At 71.7% G+C, this 15,154-nt stretch carries 14 protein-coding genes; 10 read left to right on the top strand and 4 right to left on the bottom strand.

Annotation, left to right across the window (positions count from 1 at the left end; all coding sequences use genetic code 11):
• Window positions 1-28: 28 nt before the first annotated feature.
• Window positions 29-715, bottom strand: coding sequence for a bifunctional DNA primase/polymerase (locus ACZ5PB_RS17385; RefSeq protein ID WP_468691972.1), 687 nt, complete (start codon window positions 713-715; stop codon window positions 29-31).
• A 303-nt stretch (window positions 716-1,018) separates the two neighbouring features.
• Between ACZ5PB_RS17385 and ACZ5PB_RS17380 the strand changes: the two genes are divergently transcribed.
• The 4 genes from ACZ5PB_RS17380 to purU all read left to right on the top strand — a co-directional run bounded on the left by ACZ5PB_RS17380 (window position 1,019) and on the right by purU (window position 5,598).
• Complete coding sequence (locus tag ACZ5PB_RS17380; RefSeq protein ID WP_468691969.1) at window positions 1,019-2,407, top strand: transcriptional regulator; 1,389 nt, start codon at window positions 1,019-1,021, stop codon at window positions 2,405-2,407.
• Between the two features lie 186 nt (window positions 2,408-2,593).
• Window positions 2,594-4,045: a hypothetical protein gene (locus tag ACZ5PB_RS17375; protein ID WP_468691968.1), complete on the top strand. Its 1,452-nt coding sequence runs from the start codon at window positions 2,594-2,596 to the stop codon at window positions 4,043-4,045.
• A gap of 183 nt (window positions 4,046-4,228) precedes the next feature.
• Complete coding sequence (locus ACZ5PB_RS17370; RefSeq protein WP_468692124.1) at window positions 4,229-4,675, top strand: SCO4402 family protein; 447 nt, start codon at window positions 4,229-4,231, stop codon at window positions 4,673-4,675.
• Window positions 4,676-4,704: 29 nt separating this feature from the next.
• Window positions 4,705-5,598: a formyltetrahydrofolate deformylase gene (gene purU / locus ACZ5PB_RS17365; RefSeq protein WP_468691966.1), complete on the top strand. Its 894-nt coding sequence runs from the start codon at window positions 4,705-4,707 to the stop codon at window positions 5,596-5,598.
• Between the two features lie 30 nt (window positions 5,599-5,628).
• Here the strand turns inward: purU and ACZ5PB_RS17360 are convergent, their stop codons facing one another.
• Together ACZ5PB_RS17360 and ACZ5PB_RS17355 are read right to left on the bottom strand one after the other, a co-directional pair.
• The gene (locus ACZ5PB_RS17360) at window positions 5,629-6,777 is read right to left on the bottom strand and encodes a zf-HC2 domain-containing protein (RefSeq protein ID WP_468691965.1); all 1,149 of its coding nucleotides are present in this window, start codon (window positions 6,775-6,777) and stop codon (window positions 5,629-5,631) included.
• Window positions 6,774-7,391, bottom strand: coding sequence for a sigma-70 family RNA polymerase sigma factor (locus tag ACZ5PB_RS17355; RefSeq protein WP_468691964.1), 618 nt, complete (start codon window positions 7,389-7,391; stop codon window positions 6,774-6,776). Before ACZ5PB_RS17355 ends, ACZ5PB_RS17360 begins: the two co-directional genes overlap by 4 nt.
• 272 nt (window positions 7,392-7,663) lie before the next feature.
• On the opposite strand from ACZ5PB_RS17355, the gene ACZ5PB_RS17350 reads away from it, so the two are divergent.
• On the top strand, window positions 7,664-8,038 hold the full coding sequence (locus ACZ5PB_RS17350; protein ID WP_468691962.1) for an STAS domain-containing protein: 375 nt from the start codon (window positions 7,664-7,666) through the stop codon (window positions 8,036-8,038).
• A 116-nt stretch (window positions 8,039-8,154) separates the two neighbouring features.
• Entirely contained in the window at window positions 8,155-8,685 is a 531-nt protein-coding gene (locus ACZ5PB_RS17345; protein WP_468691960.1) for an EF-hand domain-containing protein, read from the top strand.
• Between the two features lie 37 nt (window positions 8,686-8,722).
• Here ACZ5PB_RS17345 and ACZ5PB_RS17340 read toward each other — a convergent pair whose 3' ends face one another.
• Entirely contained in the window at window positions 8,723-10,336 is a 1,614-nt protein-coding gene (locus ACZ5PB_RS17340) for a class I adenylate-forming enzyme family protein (protein ID WP_468692121.1), read from the bottom strand.
• A gap of 197 nt (window positions 10,337-10,533) precedes the next feature.
• On the opposite strand from ACZ5PB_RS17340, the gene ACZ5PB_RS17335 reads away from it, so the two are divergent.
• From ACZ5PB_RS17335 to ACZ5PB_RS17320, 4 genes are all read left to right on the top strand, one after another.
• Window positions 10,534-11,757, top strand: a complete 1,224-nt coding sequence (locus ACZ5PB_RS17335; protein ID WP_468691958.1) for an amidohydrolase family protein — start codon at window positions 10,534-10,536, stop codon at window positions 11,755-11,757.
• Window positions 11,757-12,905: an acyl-CoA dehydrogenase family protein gene (locus tag ACZ5PB_RS17330; protein WP_468691957.1), complete on the top strand. Its 1,149-nt coding sequence runs from the start codon at window positions 11,757-11,759 to the stop codon at window positions 12,903-12,905. The genes ACZ5PB_RS17335 and ACZ5PB_RS17330 overlap by 1 nt, the downstream gene beginning before the upstream one ends.
• 9 nt (window positions 12,906-12,914) lie before the next feature.
• Window positions 12,915-13,868: an acyl-CoA dehydrogenase family protein gene (locus tag ACZ5PB_RS17325; RefSeq protein WP_468691955.1), complete on the top strand. Its 954-nt coding sequence runs from the start codon at window positions 12,915-12,917 to the stop codon at window positions 13,866-13,868.
• Between the two features lie 451 nt (window positions 13,869-14,319).
• Window positions 14,320-14,889, top strand: coding sequence for an ATP-binding protein (locus ACZ5PB_RS17320; protein ID WP_468691953.1), 570 nt, complete (start codon window positions 14,320-14,322; stop codon window positions 14,887-14,889).
• Window positions 14,890-15,154 lie beyond the last annotated feature (265 nt).

Here is a 15,154-nt window from a genome sequence, read left to right as displayed (position 1 = left end):
CGGCCCGGGATGCGGCACCGCCGTCCGGCTAGGCCCGGGTGCGCCCCCGGGCCGCGGCGGCCTCGCGGCCGCAGGCGTAGGCGAGCGGGTTGATCAGCTCCTCCGCGTCCGGCAGCCAGCGGTTCGCGGGGGTGGGGCGGCGGGCCCACTGCACGGCGCCCATGCCGCCCATCCGGGTCGGCGGGCCGGCCACGTAGTCGCCCTCGCCCCGGGAGACCAGGTCGAGCGCGCTGGGCGCCCAGCCCAACTTCCGTACCAGATCGGGGATCTTGGCGCCCGCGCCCGGCAGTACGAAGAAGAGCAGCCGACGGTCCGGGGTGCTGGTCACCGGGCCCAGCGTGAGCTCCATGCGCTCCATCCGGGCCAGCGCCAGGAACCCGGCCGTCTCGGGCACGTCGATGGCGTCGAAGGTACGTCCCGTGGGCAGCAGGATCGAGGCCTTCGGGTTCTTCTGCCACATCCTGCGCGCCGCCACCGCGCTGCCCGTCGCCTGCGTCGCCCAGTCGTCCTTCGCCGGGTGCGCACCGGGGGCCGCGCAGGTCAGGTCGCCGCACGAGCAGCGCTCCACCCCCTCCTCGGCCTCCAGCCAGGTCCCGGGGACGACGTCCCAGTGCCGTTCTTCCGCGTACCGCACGGCGCTGTCGAGCAGTTGATCACCGCGCTGCTGAGGGATCTTGGGTGCGTCGACGTCCGTGACTCCGATGGTCTCTTCCACGAACAACTCAACTGCGAGCACCAACTCCGGTTACGGGCGCGGCTGCTCGGGAGCTGGCGCATCGATCCTGCATACGGGGCGCATGGGTGCACGGGCGGGGGCGCGCAGGTGCCTGCGGAGTCGAGAGCGGGAAGCCACAAAAGTGGAAGCGCGGAAGTACCGGCCAATACCTCTGACTTCCGGCATGTATCGCATGTTGGGGAATTCGCTCGCATTCTTTGCATATCCGCAGGGCAATGATCTCCGTGCGGAACCCGCAGGGGTTCCGGTGGAGCTCATCGGCGCCCGCACCAGGGGGTACACATGGCAGCCAGGCCGCTCATCGCCCGACAGCCGAACGAACGTCTCCAGGCGCTCATCCAGGAAGCCGGCTGCTCCAACGCCGGGCTGGCCCGAAGGGTCAACATGTGCGGCGCCGAGCACGGACTCGATCTCCGTTACGACAAGACATCGGTCGCGCGGTGGCTGCGCGGCCAGCAGCCGAGGGGCCGGGCGCCCGGCATCATCGCCGAGGCGCTGGGCCGCAAGCTGGCCCGTACGGTCACCATCGACGAGATCGGCATGGCCAACGGCAAGAACCTGGCCTCCGGCATCGGCCTCCAGTTCTCGCCCACCGTGCTCGGCGCGATCGAGCAGGTCTGCGAGCTGTGGCGCAGCGACGTCGGACGGCGGGACTTCCTCTCCGGCTCCTCGGTCGCCTCCTCCGCGCTGGTGGAGCCCAGCCGGGACTGGCTGATCACGGGTGCGGACCACCAGGTGGCGCGTACGGCAGGCTCCCGGGTCGGGGCGAGCGACGTCGAGGCGGTACGGGCGACGACGGACGCGCTCGTGACGCTGGACCACAAGTTCGGCAGCGGGCACGTGCGCCCGATCGTCGTGCACTACCTGAACAGCGTGGTGTCCGGCCTCCTCTCGGGCTCGTACCGCGAGGCCATCGGCCGCGAACTCTTCGCCGCGGTCGCCAGGTTGACGGAACTGGCCGGCTACATGGCGGTCGACACCGGCCAGCCGGGCCTCGCCCAGCGCTACTACATCCAGGCGCTGCGCCTCGCCCAGGCGGCCGGCGACCGGGGTTACGGCGGCTACGTCCTGGCCGCCTCCATGAGCCACCTCGCCGCGCAGCTCGGCAACCCCAGGGAGATCGCGCAACTGGCGCGGGCGGCACAGGAGGGCGCGCGCGGACGGGTCACGCCGCGGACGGAGGCCATGTTCTACGCGGCGGAGGCCCGCGGGCACGCCCTGCTCGGTGACGAGCGGACCTGCGGGGCGGTGGCGTCGAAGGCGCAGTCGGCGATGGAGCGGGCGCACGAGGCGGGCGACTCCGGGGACGACCCGGTGTGGATCTCCCACTTCGACCACGCCTATCTGGCCGACGAGTTGGCCCACTGCCACCGCGACCTGGGCCAGGCGGACGCGGCGGCGCGTCGCGCCCAGGAGAGCGTCGCAGGCCACCCGGACGGAAAGGTGCGCCGCCGCGCGATCGGCCTGGTGCTGCTGGCCTCGGCACAGGTGCAGCAACGCGAGATCGAGCACGCCTGCCACACCGGCACGCGCGCGGTGGAACTCCTGGGAACACTCCGGTCGAACCGGGGAGCGGAGTACCTGGAGGACTTCCAGCAACGCCTGGAGCCCTACCGGGACGAGCCCGCGGTGCGGGAATTCGGCGCGAGGATGGAAATCCAGGCGGCGTAGACCCGGGCCTTACCAGCGTCAACACGCGGCAATTCGTTACAGCCCGCGCGCCCGAACACCCCACCCCTGAACAGGGATCATGGGCACGTGGCACAGGGGCGGACTCACCCGGTAGCGTGAACCGGTGATTCCGTCCCTCGCTGTTGTGGCGAGGACCCCACTAGGTCCGATGGCAGGAGCCCCCCGTTGACGCAGAGCGAACAGGGTGATGAGCCGCAGCATCCCGCTGGCCGCCCCGCACACGAGGGTGCGGGGCTGCCCCCGGCCCACCCGCAGTACCCGCAGGCGATGCCCCCGCAGCAGCCCCCGTGGCCCGCGGCTCCGGGGCAGGCGACCGGGCAGGCGACCGGGCAGGTGACACCGCCCCAGGGGCAGAGCTGGGACCAGCCCTGGGGGCCGGCGGCCCAACAGCCGCCCGTACAGCCGCAGATGACGCAGTCGCAGATGCCGCCGCAGCAGATGCCGCAGCAGCCGTCCCAGCAGCTGCCGCCGCAGCAGCCCCAGCCCCACCCCCAGCCCCAGTCCCAGCCCTGGGACATGCCCGCCACCCCCGGCGGGGACGCCGATGCCACCCAGTTCATAGCCCCCGTCGTGCAGGGGCCCGGCGCCCTTCCGCCGGAGAATCCCGTGGTGCCGCCCGTCGACGGCACCCAGTTCCTCGGGCAGCAGGCGCTCCAGCCGCCCGCCGGGGTGGACGCCGACGCCACCCAGTACCTGCCGCCGGTGCCGGCCGACGCCCAGTACGCGGCCCGGCCCGAGGCGCCGCTGCGGCCGGGGGAGCCCGGCGAGCGGCAGCCGCCCGCCGAGTTCGACAGCCTCTTCCGTACGCAGCCGCCGCAGGCCGCCCCCGATGCGCCGGACGCGCCCCAGTCCACGCAGCAGATGCCGCGTTTCCTGCCGCCCCGGCAGCAGGAGGCCGAGCAGGAGGAAGCGCGCTACCAGCAGCACCAGCACCCGCAGGCACAGCAGCACCAGCAGCCCGGGCCCCAGCGCCGCAAGGTCGGCGCGGTGCCGATGATCGCGGCCGTGGTGATCGGCTGCTCGGTCATCGGGCTCGGTATCGGCGCGCTGCTGAACTCCGGCGACGACGACCCCAAGGGCAAGGGTGACGACGCCAAGACGGTCGCCTCGGGCAGCTCGCTGCCCGCGCAGCCCCCCGCCGAAGCGGGCGCCGACCCGGCGAAGGCCCAGGCCGTCGCGCTCGACAAACTCCTTGAGTCCAGCAACGACAGCCGTCAGCAGGTCATCAACGCGGTGGCCGCCATCGGCCAGTGCGACAGCCTGCCCAAGGCCGCCACCGATCTGCGCGGCGCCGCCGAGCAGCGGCGCGGCCTGGTGACCAGGCTCCAGTCGCTCAAGGTCGACAAGCTGGCGAACCACGCCGCGCTCACCGCGTCCCTGAACAAGGCCTGGCAGGCGTCCGCCGCCGCCGACGACCACTACGCGGCCTGGGCCGACAAGGTCGCGGGCGACCGGAAGAAGTTCTGCCACAAGGGCAAGGCGAAGGCGACCGCCGAGCGCCGGGCGGGCGACCGCGAGAGCGGCAACGCGTCCCAGGCGAAGAGGGAAGCCGTGGGCCCGTGGAACGAGATCGCCGCCAAGTACGGACTCACCAAGCACCAGCCGACGGAGCTCTGAGCGGGCCAGGGCTCCGCGGCAGAAGGAGCGCTGAGACAACCGCCACATTCGCTGCCCGCGCCCGCACCGGGGCATACCGGGCGAATCGTGGGGGCTTGCCCCTGCCGAATTCGTACCCCCGTACGATCGGCAACCGTGCAAGCATCAGCGAACCCTTCCCGTCGCGGCCGTCGTTCCACCACCATGGGCGGCATGCCGCTGAATGACATGCCGTGGTGGCGCTGGCGCACTCAGGTGCGTTCCGCGCTGCACATGCTCTCCGACCCCGTCTTCCACCAGGAGTACTGGCTGGCCGGTCTCGACGGGTACGGGGACATCACCGACGCCGTCTACCGCCTCGTCGAGGACACCTGGCTCGACAACTGGTCCGCCGAGAAGTACGTCGGGACCATATTCAGGGACTCGGGCGAGGCGGCCCTCGTGGACGTCGCCGTGCTCCGGGTCCTGCGGATCATGCACCAGGTCGGCGCGGACGCCCCCGTCTCGGCGTACATGGCCCACCACGGCTGGCCGGAGGCGGTACGGGCGGCCCGCGAGGCCCACGTACGGCTGGCGCAGAACGACGGTGACGACCCGGACACCGTGCCGCGCTCCCTCGACGTCATCCGGATTCTGACAACGTCTGCCTGACCCGCCCCGATGTGGAATCCTCTGGGGTCATGAGCGACCCCCGGCCCGCCGCAGGGCCCATCGACGTCCCCGCGACCGACCACTACGTCCTGACGCTGTCCTGCCCGGACAAACAGGGCATCGTGCACGCCGTGTCCAGCTACCTGTTCATGACCGGCTGCAACATCGAGGACAGCAGGCAGTTCGGGGACCACGACACGGGTCTGTTCTTCATGCGGGTCGCCTTCTCGGCCGAGAACCCCGTGTCCGTGGAGAAGCTGCGGGCCAGCTTCGCCGCCGTCGGCGACTCCTTCCGGATGGACTGGCAGATACACCGGGCCGAGGACCGGATGCGGATCGTGCTGATGGTCAGCAAGTTCGGCCACTGCCTGAACGACCTGCTGTTCCGCTCCCGGATCGGCGCGCTGCCGGTCGAGATCGCCGCCGTCGTCTCCAACCACCCGGACTTCCGCGAGCTGGTCGGCTCGTACGGCATCCCCTTCCACCACATCCCCGTGACGAAGGACACCAAGGCCGCCGCCGAGCAGCAGGTCCTCGACCTGGTCGCCGCCGAGAACGTCGAGCTGGTCGTCCTGGCCCGCTACATGCAGGTGCTCTCCGACACCATCTGCAAGCAACTCAGCGGCCGGATCATCAACATCCACCACTCCTTCCTGCCGAGCTTCAAGGGCGCCAAGCCCTACCACCAGGCACACGCGCGCGGGGTGAAGCTGATCGGCGCGACCGCGCACTACGTGACGGCCGACCTCGACGAGGGCCCGATCATCGAGCAGGAGGTCGAGCGGGTCGGCCACGAGGTCACCCCCGAGCAGCTGGTGGCGATCGGCCGTGACGTGGAGTGCCAGGCACTGGCCCGCGCGGTGAAGTGGCACAGCGAGCACCGGGTGCTGCTCAACGGGCACCGTACGGTCGTCTTCGACTGACCACCCGGTGACGGGGACGGCGAGCGGCGGTCACAGCCTCGACAGCGAGGCCGCCGCGAACAGCACGTCCCGTACCGCCCCCTTGTCGCCCAGCTGACCGGCCGCCGCCTCCTGCGGCGATACGTGACCGGCGGCGAGCTGGCAGAACTCGACGCCGTCCAGTGCGATGTGCGCCACCTTGTGGTCGGGCGAGCCGACCGCCGCCGGGGAGTCGAGCGCGATCCACCAGTCGCCGCCGCCCGGGCCCTCCACCTCCAGGTGCAGGGTCCGGCCCGGCGACCCGGCGGTGACCAGGCCCTGCGCGGGCGGGGCGAGACCGGCCCGGCGGCGGGCGGCCAGGGTGGCCGGGAGCAGCCGGGCCGCCAGGTCGATCAGCTCGTGGAGATGGGCGCCGGTCGGTGCCTCGTACGGATAGTCCACCGCCTTCGCGATGTCGTCCGCGTGCACCCAGCACTCGAAGGCCCGCTCAAGCAGCGCGTCCTTGAGGGGCAGGGCGAACGCCCCGTACGACACCTCGATGTCGGCGGCGCCGCCGCCCGCGAAGGAGACGGTGCGCAGCAGGGTGTGGCTCTGCTCGCGCCACGGGTCGCGGACGGCGCGGGTGGGCGGCTGGTGGGAGCCCTGCCAGTACGCCTCCGTACGGCCGGTGGGGCCGGGGGCGCTCTGTCCGCCGCTGCCGCCGAGCGGGTCGTCGAGGCCCAGCGCGGTGGCCACCAGGCCGTCGACGGCCATCAGGTGGCCGATGACGGCGGCGACGGTGGCCTTGCGGCGCGCCGGCCGCTCGTCCTCGAACCAGCGCAGCTGCACCGGGGCGTGCCACTCGCCCGGGTCGATGTCCGCGAGCAGGGCGTCGAGCCGGGCCGTCTCCGTGTCGTACGGCTGGGCCCAGGCGGGCACCGGGATGCGGGCGGGGCGGCGGCCCAGGCAGGTGTCCAGGACGCGGGAGCGGAGCTGCGGGTCGAGGTCGAGGCCGCGCTCGGCCTGGAGCAGCCCGACGGCGTCGCGCAGCCGCAGCGCCTCGTCCGCGCAGGCGGCGCACTCGGTGAGGTGGTCCTCGACGGCCCGGGTCTCCTCGGCGGAGCAGGCCGCCAGGGCCCAGGCGCCCAGCAGGGACTTGAGGGTGCGGTGGAGGTCGGGGCCGCCGGCGGCGGCGGGGGACTCGTCGGGGACGGTGCTCACCGGGTGCCCCCGTAGTGGCCGTGCTCGCCGGGCGGGCCCGGGGCGCTGCCCGCCGGGTAGCCCGCAGGGTAGGGGGAGTCGGCCGTGTTGGCGGTGGACAGGAGCTGGAGGCCGAGCCGGAGCCGGCGGCGGGCCTCGTCCTCGGTGACGCCGAGCTGGCGGGCGGTCTGGCGGTAGTCGCGCCGCTGGAAGTACGCGAGTTCCAGGGCTTCGCGCAGCGGGGCGGGCATCGAGGTGACGATGTAGTCGGCGCGGGCCACGGCCGCCGCCCGGCGCACCTTCAGCTCCAGCTCCTCGGGCGTGCCCTCGCCCTCGGCGAGCGCGGCCGACTCCGACTGGCGGAGCCGGTGCACGGCGCGGCGGTTGGTGAGCCGGGCGATCCAGGCCCGCATGGAGCCTTCCTTGGGGTCGTACGCATGGGGGTTCTCCCAGACGTGTCCGAACACGTCGCGGGTGATCTGGTCGGCGGCGTCCTCGTCGTCGAGCACCCGGTGCGCGAGGCTGTGCACCAGCGAGGCGAACCGGTCGTAGAGCTCGCCCAGTGCGGCCGCCTCGCCCCGCGCCAGCCGCTGCTGCATCCTGCGGTCCCAGCGCGGCGGTGCGTCCTTCGCCATCCGGTCCCAACCCCCCAGCACCACTGCCGGACACGACGACCCGGCACGACGTACCCGCCAAGAAACCCCTGCACTTTCGAATGTAGTGCGCGGATCGGACAGCGCACGCCCCTTTGCGACAAGTGCGCCCCCGGCGCGGTCCGTGATGGTAGTGATCCGGTCATTACGTACCTCCTGCGTACGGAGCTCACAGGCGCGCGGTGTTTCATGGGGGAGCGGTAGGGAAGCCGCGATGAGGAAGGTCTACTTCCGGTTATTGAAAGGTCCGACGCGTGACGCTGAAGGTGACAGAGGCAGAGCACGGCAGCTGGGCCGTGCTGCACATCTCCGGCGAACTGGACCTGGTGACCTCACCTGCCGTGCGCCAGCACGTCCACCACGCCGTCGCCGACGGCCGCCACCGGGTGGTGCTCGACCTCTCCGACGTACTGTTCTGCGACTCCAGCGGCGTCGGCGTACTGATCGCCGCCCGGCGGCTGATGCGGTCCTGTCAGGGCAGCCTGCGGCTGATCCTGCCCGCCAGGGGCGCGGTGGACGGCAGCCACGTCAACCGGGTCCTGGCCGCCCTCGGCGTACGGCGCCTGTTCGAGGTCTTCCCGGACGTGGCGACGGCGGTCGACGACACGGCCCCGTCCCTGTCGGCCTGAGGGGCGGACCGGCGGGCGCCCCGTCCCTGTCGGCCTGATGTTCATCCGCTTTCCGCCCGGATGATTTCCCCGCATAACCTGCCTCGTTCCCGCGCCCAGCACGTACGCTCGCCTGCATGGACAGCGCAGAGTACGAGCGCAAGACGGCGGCCCGTTTCGCCTCCTTCGACCAGGACGGCAACGGGTACATCGACCGTGAGGACTTCAGTGCCGCGGCGGCCGCCATCCTTGCCGAATTCAACACAACTGCCCGTTGCGACAAGGGACAGGCCCTCTACAGCGGCGCCGAGGCGTTCTGGCAGGGCATGGCCGGCATCGCCGACGTGGACGGCGACCAGCGGGTCAGCCGCGACGAGTTCGTGACGGGCGCGGTCAAGCGCCTGCGCGACAACCCGAAGCGGTTCGCCGAGATCGCCCGCCCCTTCCTGCACTCGGCGATCGAGATCGCGGCCGCGTCGGACGGTCCCGGCGACGGCGTCACCGTCGCGGCGGCCACCCGGCTGCTGCGCGTCCTGGGCGCGGACGCGCAGGTCGCCGCCCAGGTGGCCGGCGCCCTCGACTCGGACGGCGACGGCCACATCACCGAGGAAGAGACCCTGGCCGCCTTCGCCAGGTACTACACGGTGGACGGCCCCGACCCGCAGTGACTGCCCAGTGACCTCCGCATGACCCCGGGGGAGCGGTTCAGCCCGTGACGTCGCCGTCCGCGAACCGCTCCCTCAGCTTGAACTTCAGGACCTTGCGCAGGGTCTCGTTGCGCGGCATCGCGTCGACCACCTCCAGTTGCTCCGGCAGCTTGTGCGTGGCCAGACCGGTCTCCCTGAGGTACGCGACGACGTCGGCGAGCGCCACCGGGCCGTGCCCGGCGCGCAGTTCGAGCACCGCGCAGACCCGTTCGCCGCGCACCTCGTCCGGCAGCCCGACCACCGCCGCTTCGGCGACCGCCGGGTGCTGGTGCAGCAGGTCCTCGATCTCCTTCGCCGAGATGTTCTCGCCCTTGCGGATGATCACGTCCTTGAGCCGCCCGGTCAGCACCAGATGGCCGGAAGCGGTCAGATGCCCCAGGTCACCGGTGATCAGGTACCCGTCGGCGTCGAAGGCCGAGGCGGTCGCGGCCGGATCCAGGTAGCCCCGGCAGACCGCCTCCCCGCGCAGCCGGATCTCGCCGTCCGTGCCGGTCGGTACGGGTGTGCCGTCGCCGTCCGTGACGCGTACGGACATCGCCTCCGGAGGCCGTCCCTCCGTGGTGGCCAGATGTTCCACGGAGTCGGCCGGGTCCCCCATCGTGATCATGGGCACCTCGGTCATCCCGTACCCGTGGGTGAGCTGACAGCCCAGTTCCCGTACGACCGCGTGGTAGATCTCCGGCGGTTTCGGCGCGCCGCCGCCCGCCAGCAGCCGCAGCGTCGGGATCACGGGCACCCCGGGTTCCTTGCGCTGTTCGGCCAGGAACATCGTGTAGAAGGCCGTCGAGCCGCCCGCGACGGTCACTCCGTGACGGCGATATTCAGCCAAAGCCGCGGGCAGTGCGAAGTGCTCGAAGAGCACGGCGGGGAAGCCGTACAGGAGCAGCATCATCAGATAGTCCGGGCCCGCGATGTGGGCGTACGGGAAGGCCATCGAGCCCACGTCGGCAGGGGTGAGCCGCAGTGCGTGCGCAAGGCAGGAACCGGCCGCGATCAGCGAGCGGTCGGTGTGCAGGACGCCGCGCGGGTCCGAGGTGGTGCCCGAGGTCCAGTAGATCCAGCGGACGGACGTGCCGTCGGCGGGCGGCGGCGGCAGGAGCGCCGGGTCGCCGTCGGGCAGTTCCTCGTACGCGGTGAGCACGAGCAGGGGGCGCGGCAGCTCCAGCGCGAGGCGGTGCGCCATCGAGGAGTGGTCGAAGCCCCGCCACTCGCCGGGCACCGCGAAGTAGTCGGCCTTCGACTCCCGCAGCGCGAAGCCCACTTCGCGGTCCCGGTAGAAGGGGATCACCGGCGACTGCACCGCGCCCAGCCGGGCCAGCGCCAGCGAGAACAGCACCGTCTCGATCCGGGTCGGCAGCTGCCAGGCCACCACGGAACCGGCGCGCACGCCGAGCCCGTACAGCCCGGCGGCGACGCGCTCGGAGCGGTCGCGCAGCTCGCCGAAGGTGAGGGTGCGGTCCTCCTGGAGCAGTACCGGGCGGTCGGGGGTGAGCTCGGCGCGGCGGCGGACCAGCTCCCAGAGGGTGCGTGACCCGTCCAGCCGGCGGGCGGTCCGCTCGGCGGCGGATGCCGCGGGGCCTGCGGCGCCTGCGGCCCGGTCGGTGTTCTGGATGGCGCTCCGGCCGGCGTTCTGTCCGGCGTTCTGGGTGGATTCCGTACCCGTGTGCGGTGAAGTCACTGCGCTCTCCCGAAAGCTGACGACTCGTCAGAACTGACCGTGAGCGTAGGGCTCCGTGCCTTGTCGGTCCAGAGGTGCGCCGCTAGCCTGAATTCTGACGGGTCATCAGATAGCGCGAAGGGGACTGCCGGATGGGTCACACCGAACTGCCTCGCATCATCAGCGTCGACGACCATGTGATCGAGCCCCCGCACCTCTTCTCCACCTGGCTGCCGAAGAAGTACCGGGAGCGCGGGCCGCAGCCGCTGACCGCGGGAATCGGCGAACTCGCCTACACCGGCGGCAAGTACGTCATCACCATGGACCCGGAAGGACCGCCCACCGACTGGTGGATCTACGAGGACCTCAAGTTCCCGTACAAGCGGAACATCGCCGCCGTCGGCTTCGACCGCGACGACATGACCCTCGAAGGCATCACCCGCGCCGAGATGCGCAAGGGCTGCTGGGACCCGGCCGAGCGGCTCAGGGACATGGACCTCAACCACGTCGAGGGCTCGCTCTGCTTCCCCACCTTCCCGCGCTTCTGCGGCCAGACCTTCGCCGAGGCGCACGACAAGGAGGTCGCGCTCGCCTGCGTGCGCGCCTACAACGACTGGATGGTCGAGGAGTGGTGCGGTGACAGCGGCGGCCGGCTGATTCCGCTGTGCATCATCCCGCTCTGGGACATCGGCCTCGCAGTGGCCGAAATCCGCCGCAACGCGGCACGCGGGGTGCGCGCGGTCACCTTCTCGGAGATCCCCACCCACCTCGGCCTCCCCTCCATCCACTCCGGCTACTGGGACCCCTTCTTCGCCGTCTGCGAGGAGACCGGCACGGTCGTCAACATGCACATCGGCTCGTCGTCGCAGATGCCCGCCGCCTCCCCCGACGCCCCGCCCGCCGTACAGGCCTCGCTCTCCTTCAACAACGCCATGGCGTCGATGATGGACTTCCTCTTCTCCGGCGTCCTGGTGAAGTTCCCGCAGCTCAAACTCGCCTACAGCGAAGGGCAGATGGGCTGGATCCCGTACGCCCTGGAGCGCGCGGACGACGTCTGGGAGGAGCACCGCGCCTGGGGCGGCGTACGCGACCTGATTCCCGAGCCGCCGTCCTCGTACTACTACCGGCAGATCTTCTGCTGCTTCTTCCGCGACAAGCACGGCATCGCCTCGCTCGACGTCGTCGGCCGCGACAACGCCACCTTCGAGACCGACTACCCGCACGTCGACTCGACCTTCCCGCACACCAAGGAGGTCGCTCTCGACCACGTCAAGGGCCTCGACGACGAGACGGTCTACAAGCTGATGCGCGGCAACGCCATCCGGATGCTCGGCCTCGACCTCGACCGGGACCGCAAGCCGGGCGCGGGCCGCTGATGGACCTGACGTACACGCCGGAGGAAGAGGAGTTCCGGGGCGAGCTGAGGCGGTGGCTGCGGCGGGTGCTGCCCACGCTGCCGCCCCGGCCCGACCCCCTGGACTGGCCGGGCAGGCGGGCGTACGACACCGGCTGGCAACGGATGCTGTACGACGCCGGGTACGCCGACCTCCGGCGCGAGGCCACCCCCACCCAGCACCTGATCTTCCTGGAGGAGACCGAGCTGGCGGGCGCCCCCTACGTCGGCGCCAACTTCGTCGGGCTGCTGCACGCGGGCCCGACCATCGCCGCCGAGGGCACCGAGGAGCAGCGGGAGCGCTGGCTGCCGCCGATCCTGCGCGGCGACGAGGTGTGGTGCCAGGGCTTCAGCGAACCGGACGCGGGCTCCGACCTGGCCTCGCTCCGCACCAGGGCCGTCCGCGACGGGGACGAGTACGTCGTCAGCGGATCCAAGATCTGGACCTCGCACGCGGAGGTCGCCGACTGGTGCGAGCTGCTGGTCCGCACCGCACCCGTCACACCGGACACCCCCAAGCACAAGGGCATCAGCTGGCTCGCCATGCCGATGGACGCCCCCGGGGTGACGGTCCGGCCGCTGCGCACCCTGGCCGGGTCGACCGAGTTCGCCGAGATGTTCCTCGACGAGGTCCGCGTCCCGGTCGGCAACCGCATCGGCGCCGAGAACGACGGCTGGCGGGTCACCATGGTCACGCTCTCCTTCGAGCGCGGCACCGCCTTCGTCGGCGAGGTGGTCGCCTGCCGCCGCACCCTCACCCTCCTCGCCGCCGAGGCCGGCCGCAACGGCCGCTGGGACGACCCGGTACTGCGGCGTCAACTCGGGGCGCTGCACGCCGAGTTCGGCGTGCTGTGGCGGCTCACCCAGTGGAACGTCAGCGAGGCGACCGCGAACGGCGTCCCCGGCGCCGGCGGCTCCGTCTTCAAGCTGCGCTACTCGCACGCCCGCCAGCAGCTGTACGACACGGCCGCCGAGGTCCTCGGCCGCACGGCCGCGCTCGACCTCGACGACCCGCACGGCTGGAACCTCGACCGGCTCTCCTCGCTGTCGTACACGATCGCCGCCGGCACCTCCCAGATCCAGCAGAACATCGTCGCCGAGCGCATCCTCGGCCTCCCGAAAGGCCGGTGAGACGCGCCCGTGGACTTCCAACTGACCGCCGAACAGCGGGCGTTGCGGCAGGGACTGCGCGACCTGCTCGCCCGCCACTTCGACCGCGACGCACTGCGCGCCGCCGTGGACCGTGCCACCGCACCGGACGCCGCCGACCCGGACACCCCTGTACCGGACGTCCTGGACCGCACCCTGTGGCGGGCCCTCGGCGACGCGGGCTTCTTCGCGCTGCGGCTGCCCGAGGCGGAGGGCGGTGTGGGGCTCGGCCTCCCCGAGGCGGTGCTGCTCTTCGAGGAGGCGGGCCGGGCGCTGCTGCCGGGCCCCCTGGTGGACACTCACCTGGCGGCGGGAGCGGTGAAGGGGGCGGCCGAGGGCGAGGTGATCGTCACCGCCCAGTGCGGCGAGACGATTCCTCACCTGGCGGAAGCCGACGTCGTACGCGACCAGGACCGGGCCGCGCTGGAGGGGTCCGCACGGATCCTCTGCTCCCTGGACCCCCTCACCCCCCTGTGGAGCGTGCCCGGCGAGCCGGTGCGGCCGTCCCCGGAGTCGGTCCTGCTCACCGCCGCCGAACAGTCCGGAAGCGCGGCCCGAACACTCCACATGGCGGTCCAACACGCGCGCGAAAGAGAGCAGTTCGGGCAGCCGATCGGCACGTTCCAGGCCGTGAAACACCTGTGCGCACAGATGCTGGTGCGCTCCGAGATGGCCAGGACCGCCGTGTACGCGGCAGCCGTCACCGGCGAACCGGCCGAGATCTCCGCGGCGAAACTGCTCGCCGACGAGGCGGCGGAGCGCAATGCCCGCGACTGCCTCCAGGTGTGCGGAGGCATGGGCTTCACCTGGGAGCACGACGTACACCTGCACCTGAAGCGAGCGTGGGTACGGGTCGCCAGGGGCCCGTCACGGGCGGAGCTGGAGGCGGAACTGGCCGCGGACCTGCTGGCGGGGGCCGTGCGGGAACCCGCTGATCAGGTGTGATCGGGATCAACCGGGCAGATCGGGACGGAGATTCGGCAGGATGGGTCGCTGTTCAAGCAGAAGAAGTCACCCTGTGTCGATATCGGGTTGTGTCCTTCGCGGGAGCCGTCACGGGCCGGAGTTGCCTCCGGGCTCCGGTACGCTCCGTCAGATGCGAGTGGTGATGGAGCGCGGGATTCCTGGTGCGGTCTGTATGGCGGCTCCGGACCGGGCGACGCGCGTCGGGGCCACCGTCCCTCGCGTCGGACTATGGCGCCACAAGCGCTCTCGTTCGACTCTCCGCAGCGTGCGTCGCACAGTATGCAGGACGCGTACTCCTTCGCGCTGGAATATGCCTGAAGCGCTTGTTGCGGTGACTGTACGTCAATCATGCTGTCTCGTAAGGGAATCACGTTCCGTGACCCTGTGGAGACGCGAGGCGTTGTGTCCGCCGGTTCGGATGGTGTGAGCGGTGCAGGTGCTTCAGATGCAGTTGGAGGTCGGGGCCGACCCCGCGGAAGTGGGTCGGGCCCGCAGATGGGCGCGGTCCAGGCTGGCCGGGTCCGGAATAGCGGTCGACGAACCGCTCGCGGAGACGTTGGTCCTGCTCATTTCCGAGCTGGTGACCAACGCCGTCGTGCACACGGGCTGTCCGGCCGTGCTGCGGATGCTGTTCCCCGCTGACGAGGTGACGGACGGCCGCGGCAACGGCGCGGGCGGACCAGGTGGCGACGGTACGGGCGCGAGTGCGAGCGGCAACGTCTCGCAGGCCACGTCCGCCTGTGCCACGGTCCGGGTGGAGGTCGCCGACGTCAGCGCGTGTCCGCCCAAGCCGCGGCACGCGGAGGGCGACGACACCAACGGGCGCGGACTGGAACTCGTCGACGGGCTCGCCGACCGGTGGGGCTGGCAGGCCGAGGGCACCGGCAAGCGGATCTGGTGCGAGGTGGACCGGCAGGTCTCGGAACCTGCGGGGGCGCGCGCGGACCTTCCCGAAGCAGGGGTGTACGAGCCGTCGTGCGCCGTCACAAATCTCGCATAGAAGGCCTTTCGCGAGTGCGCCGTTGACGATCGGTGAGCGTCTGATCACCCTGGGAATGGCGATTCGTTGCGAGGGGACGCCGAGGGGCCTGCCTCGGCGAGAGCGGGTCGATACGGGGGTGGTGGCCGCCGCTGCCTGGCCGCGGCGGCGGCCACCACCCGCACGGGGCCCACCCGCACGGGGCCCACCCGCACGGGGCCCACCCGCACGGGGCCCACCCGCACGGGGCCCACCCGCACGGGGCCCACCCGCACGGGGCCCACCT

This window comes from Streptomyces sp. NPDC032721 (assembly GCF_055579625.1).
The sequence above is the reverse complement of the archived record's forward strand: the minus strand, read 5'-3'. Positions and strand labels throughout refer to the sequence as shown.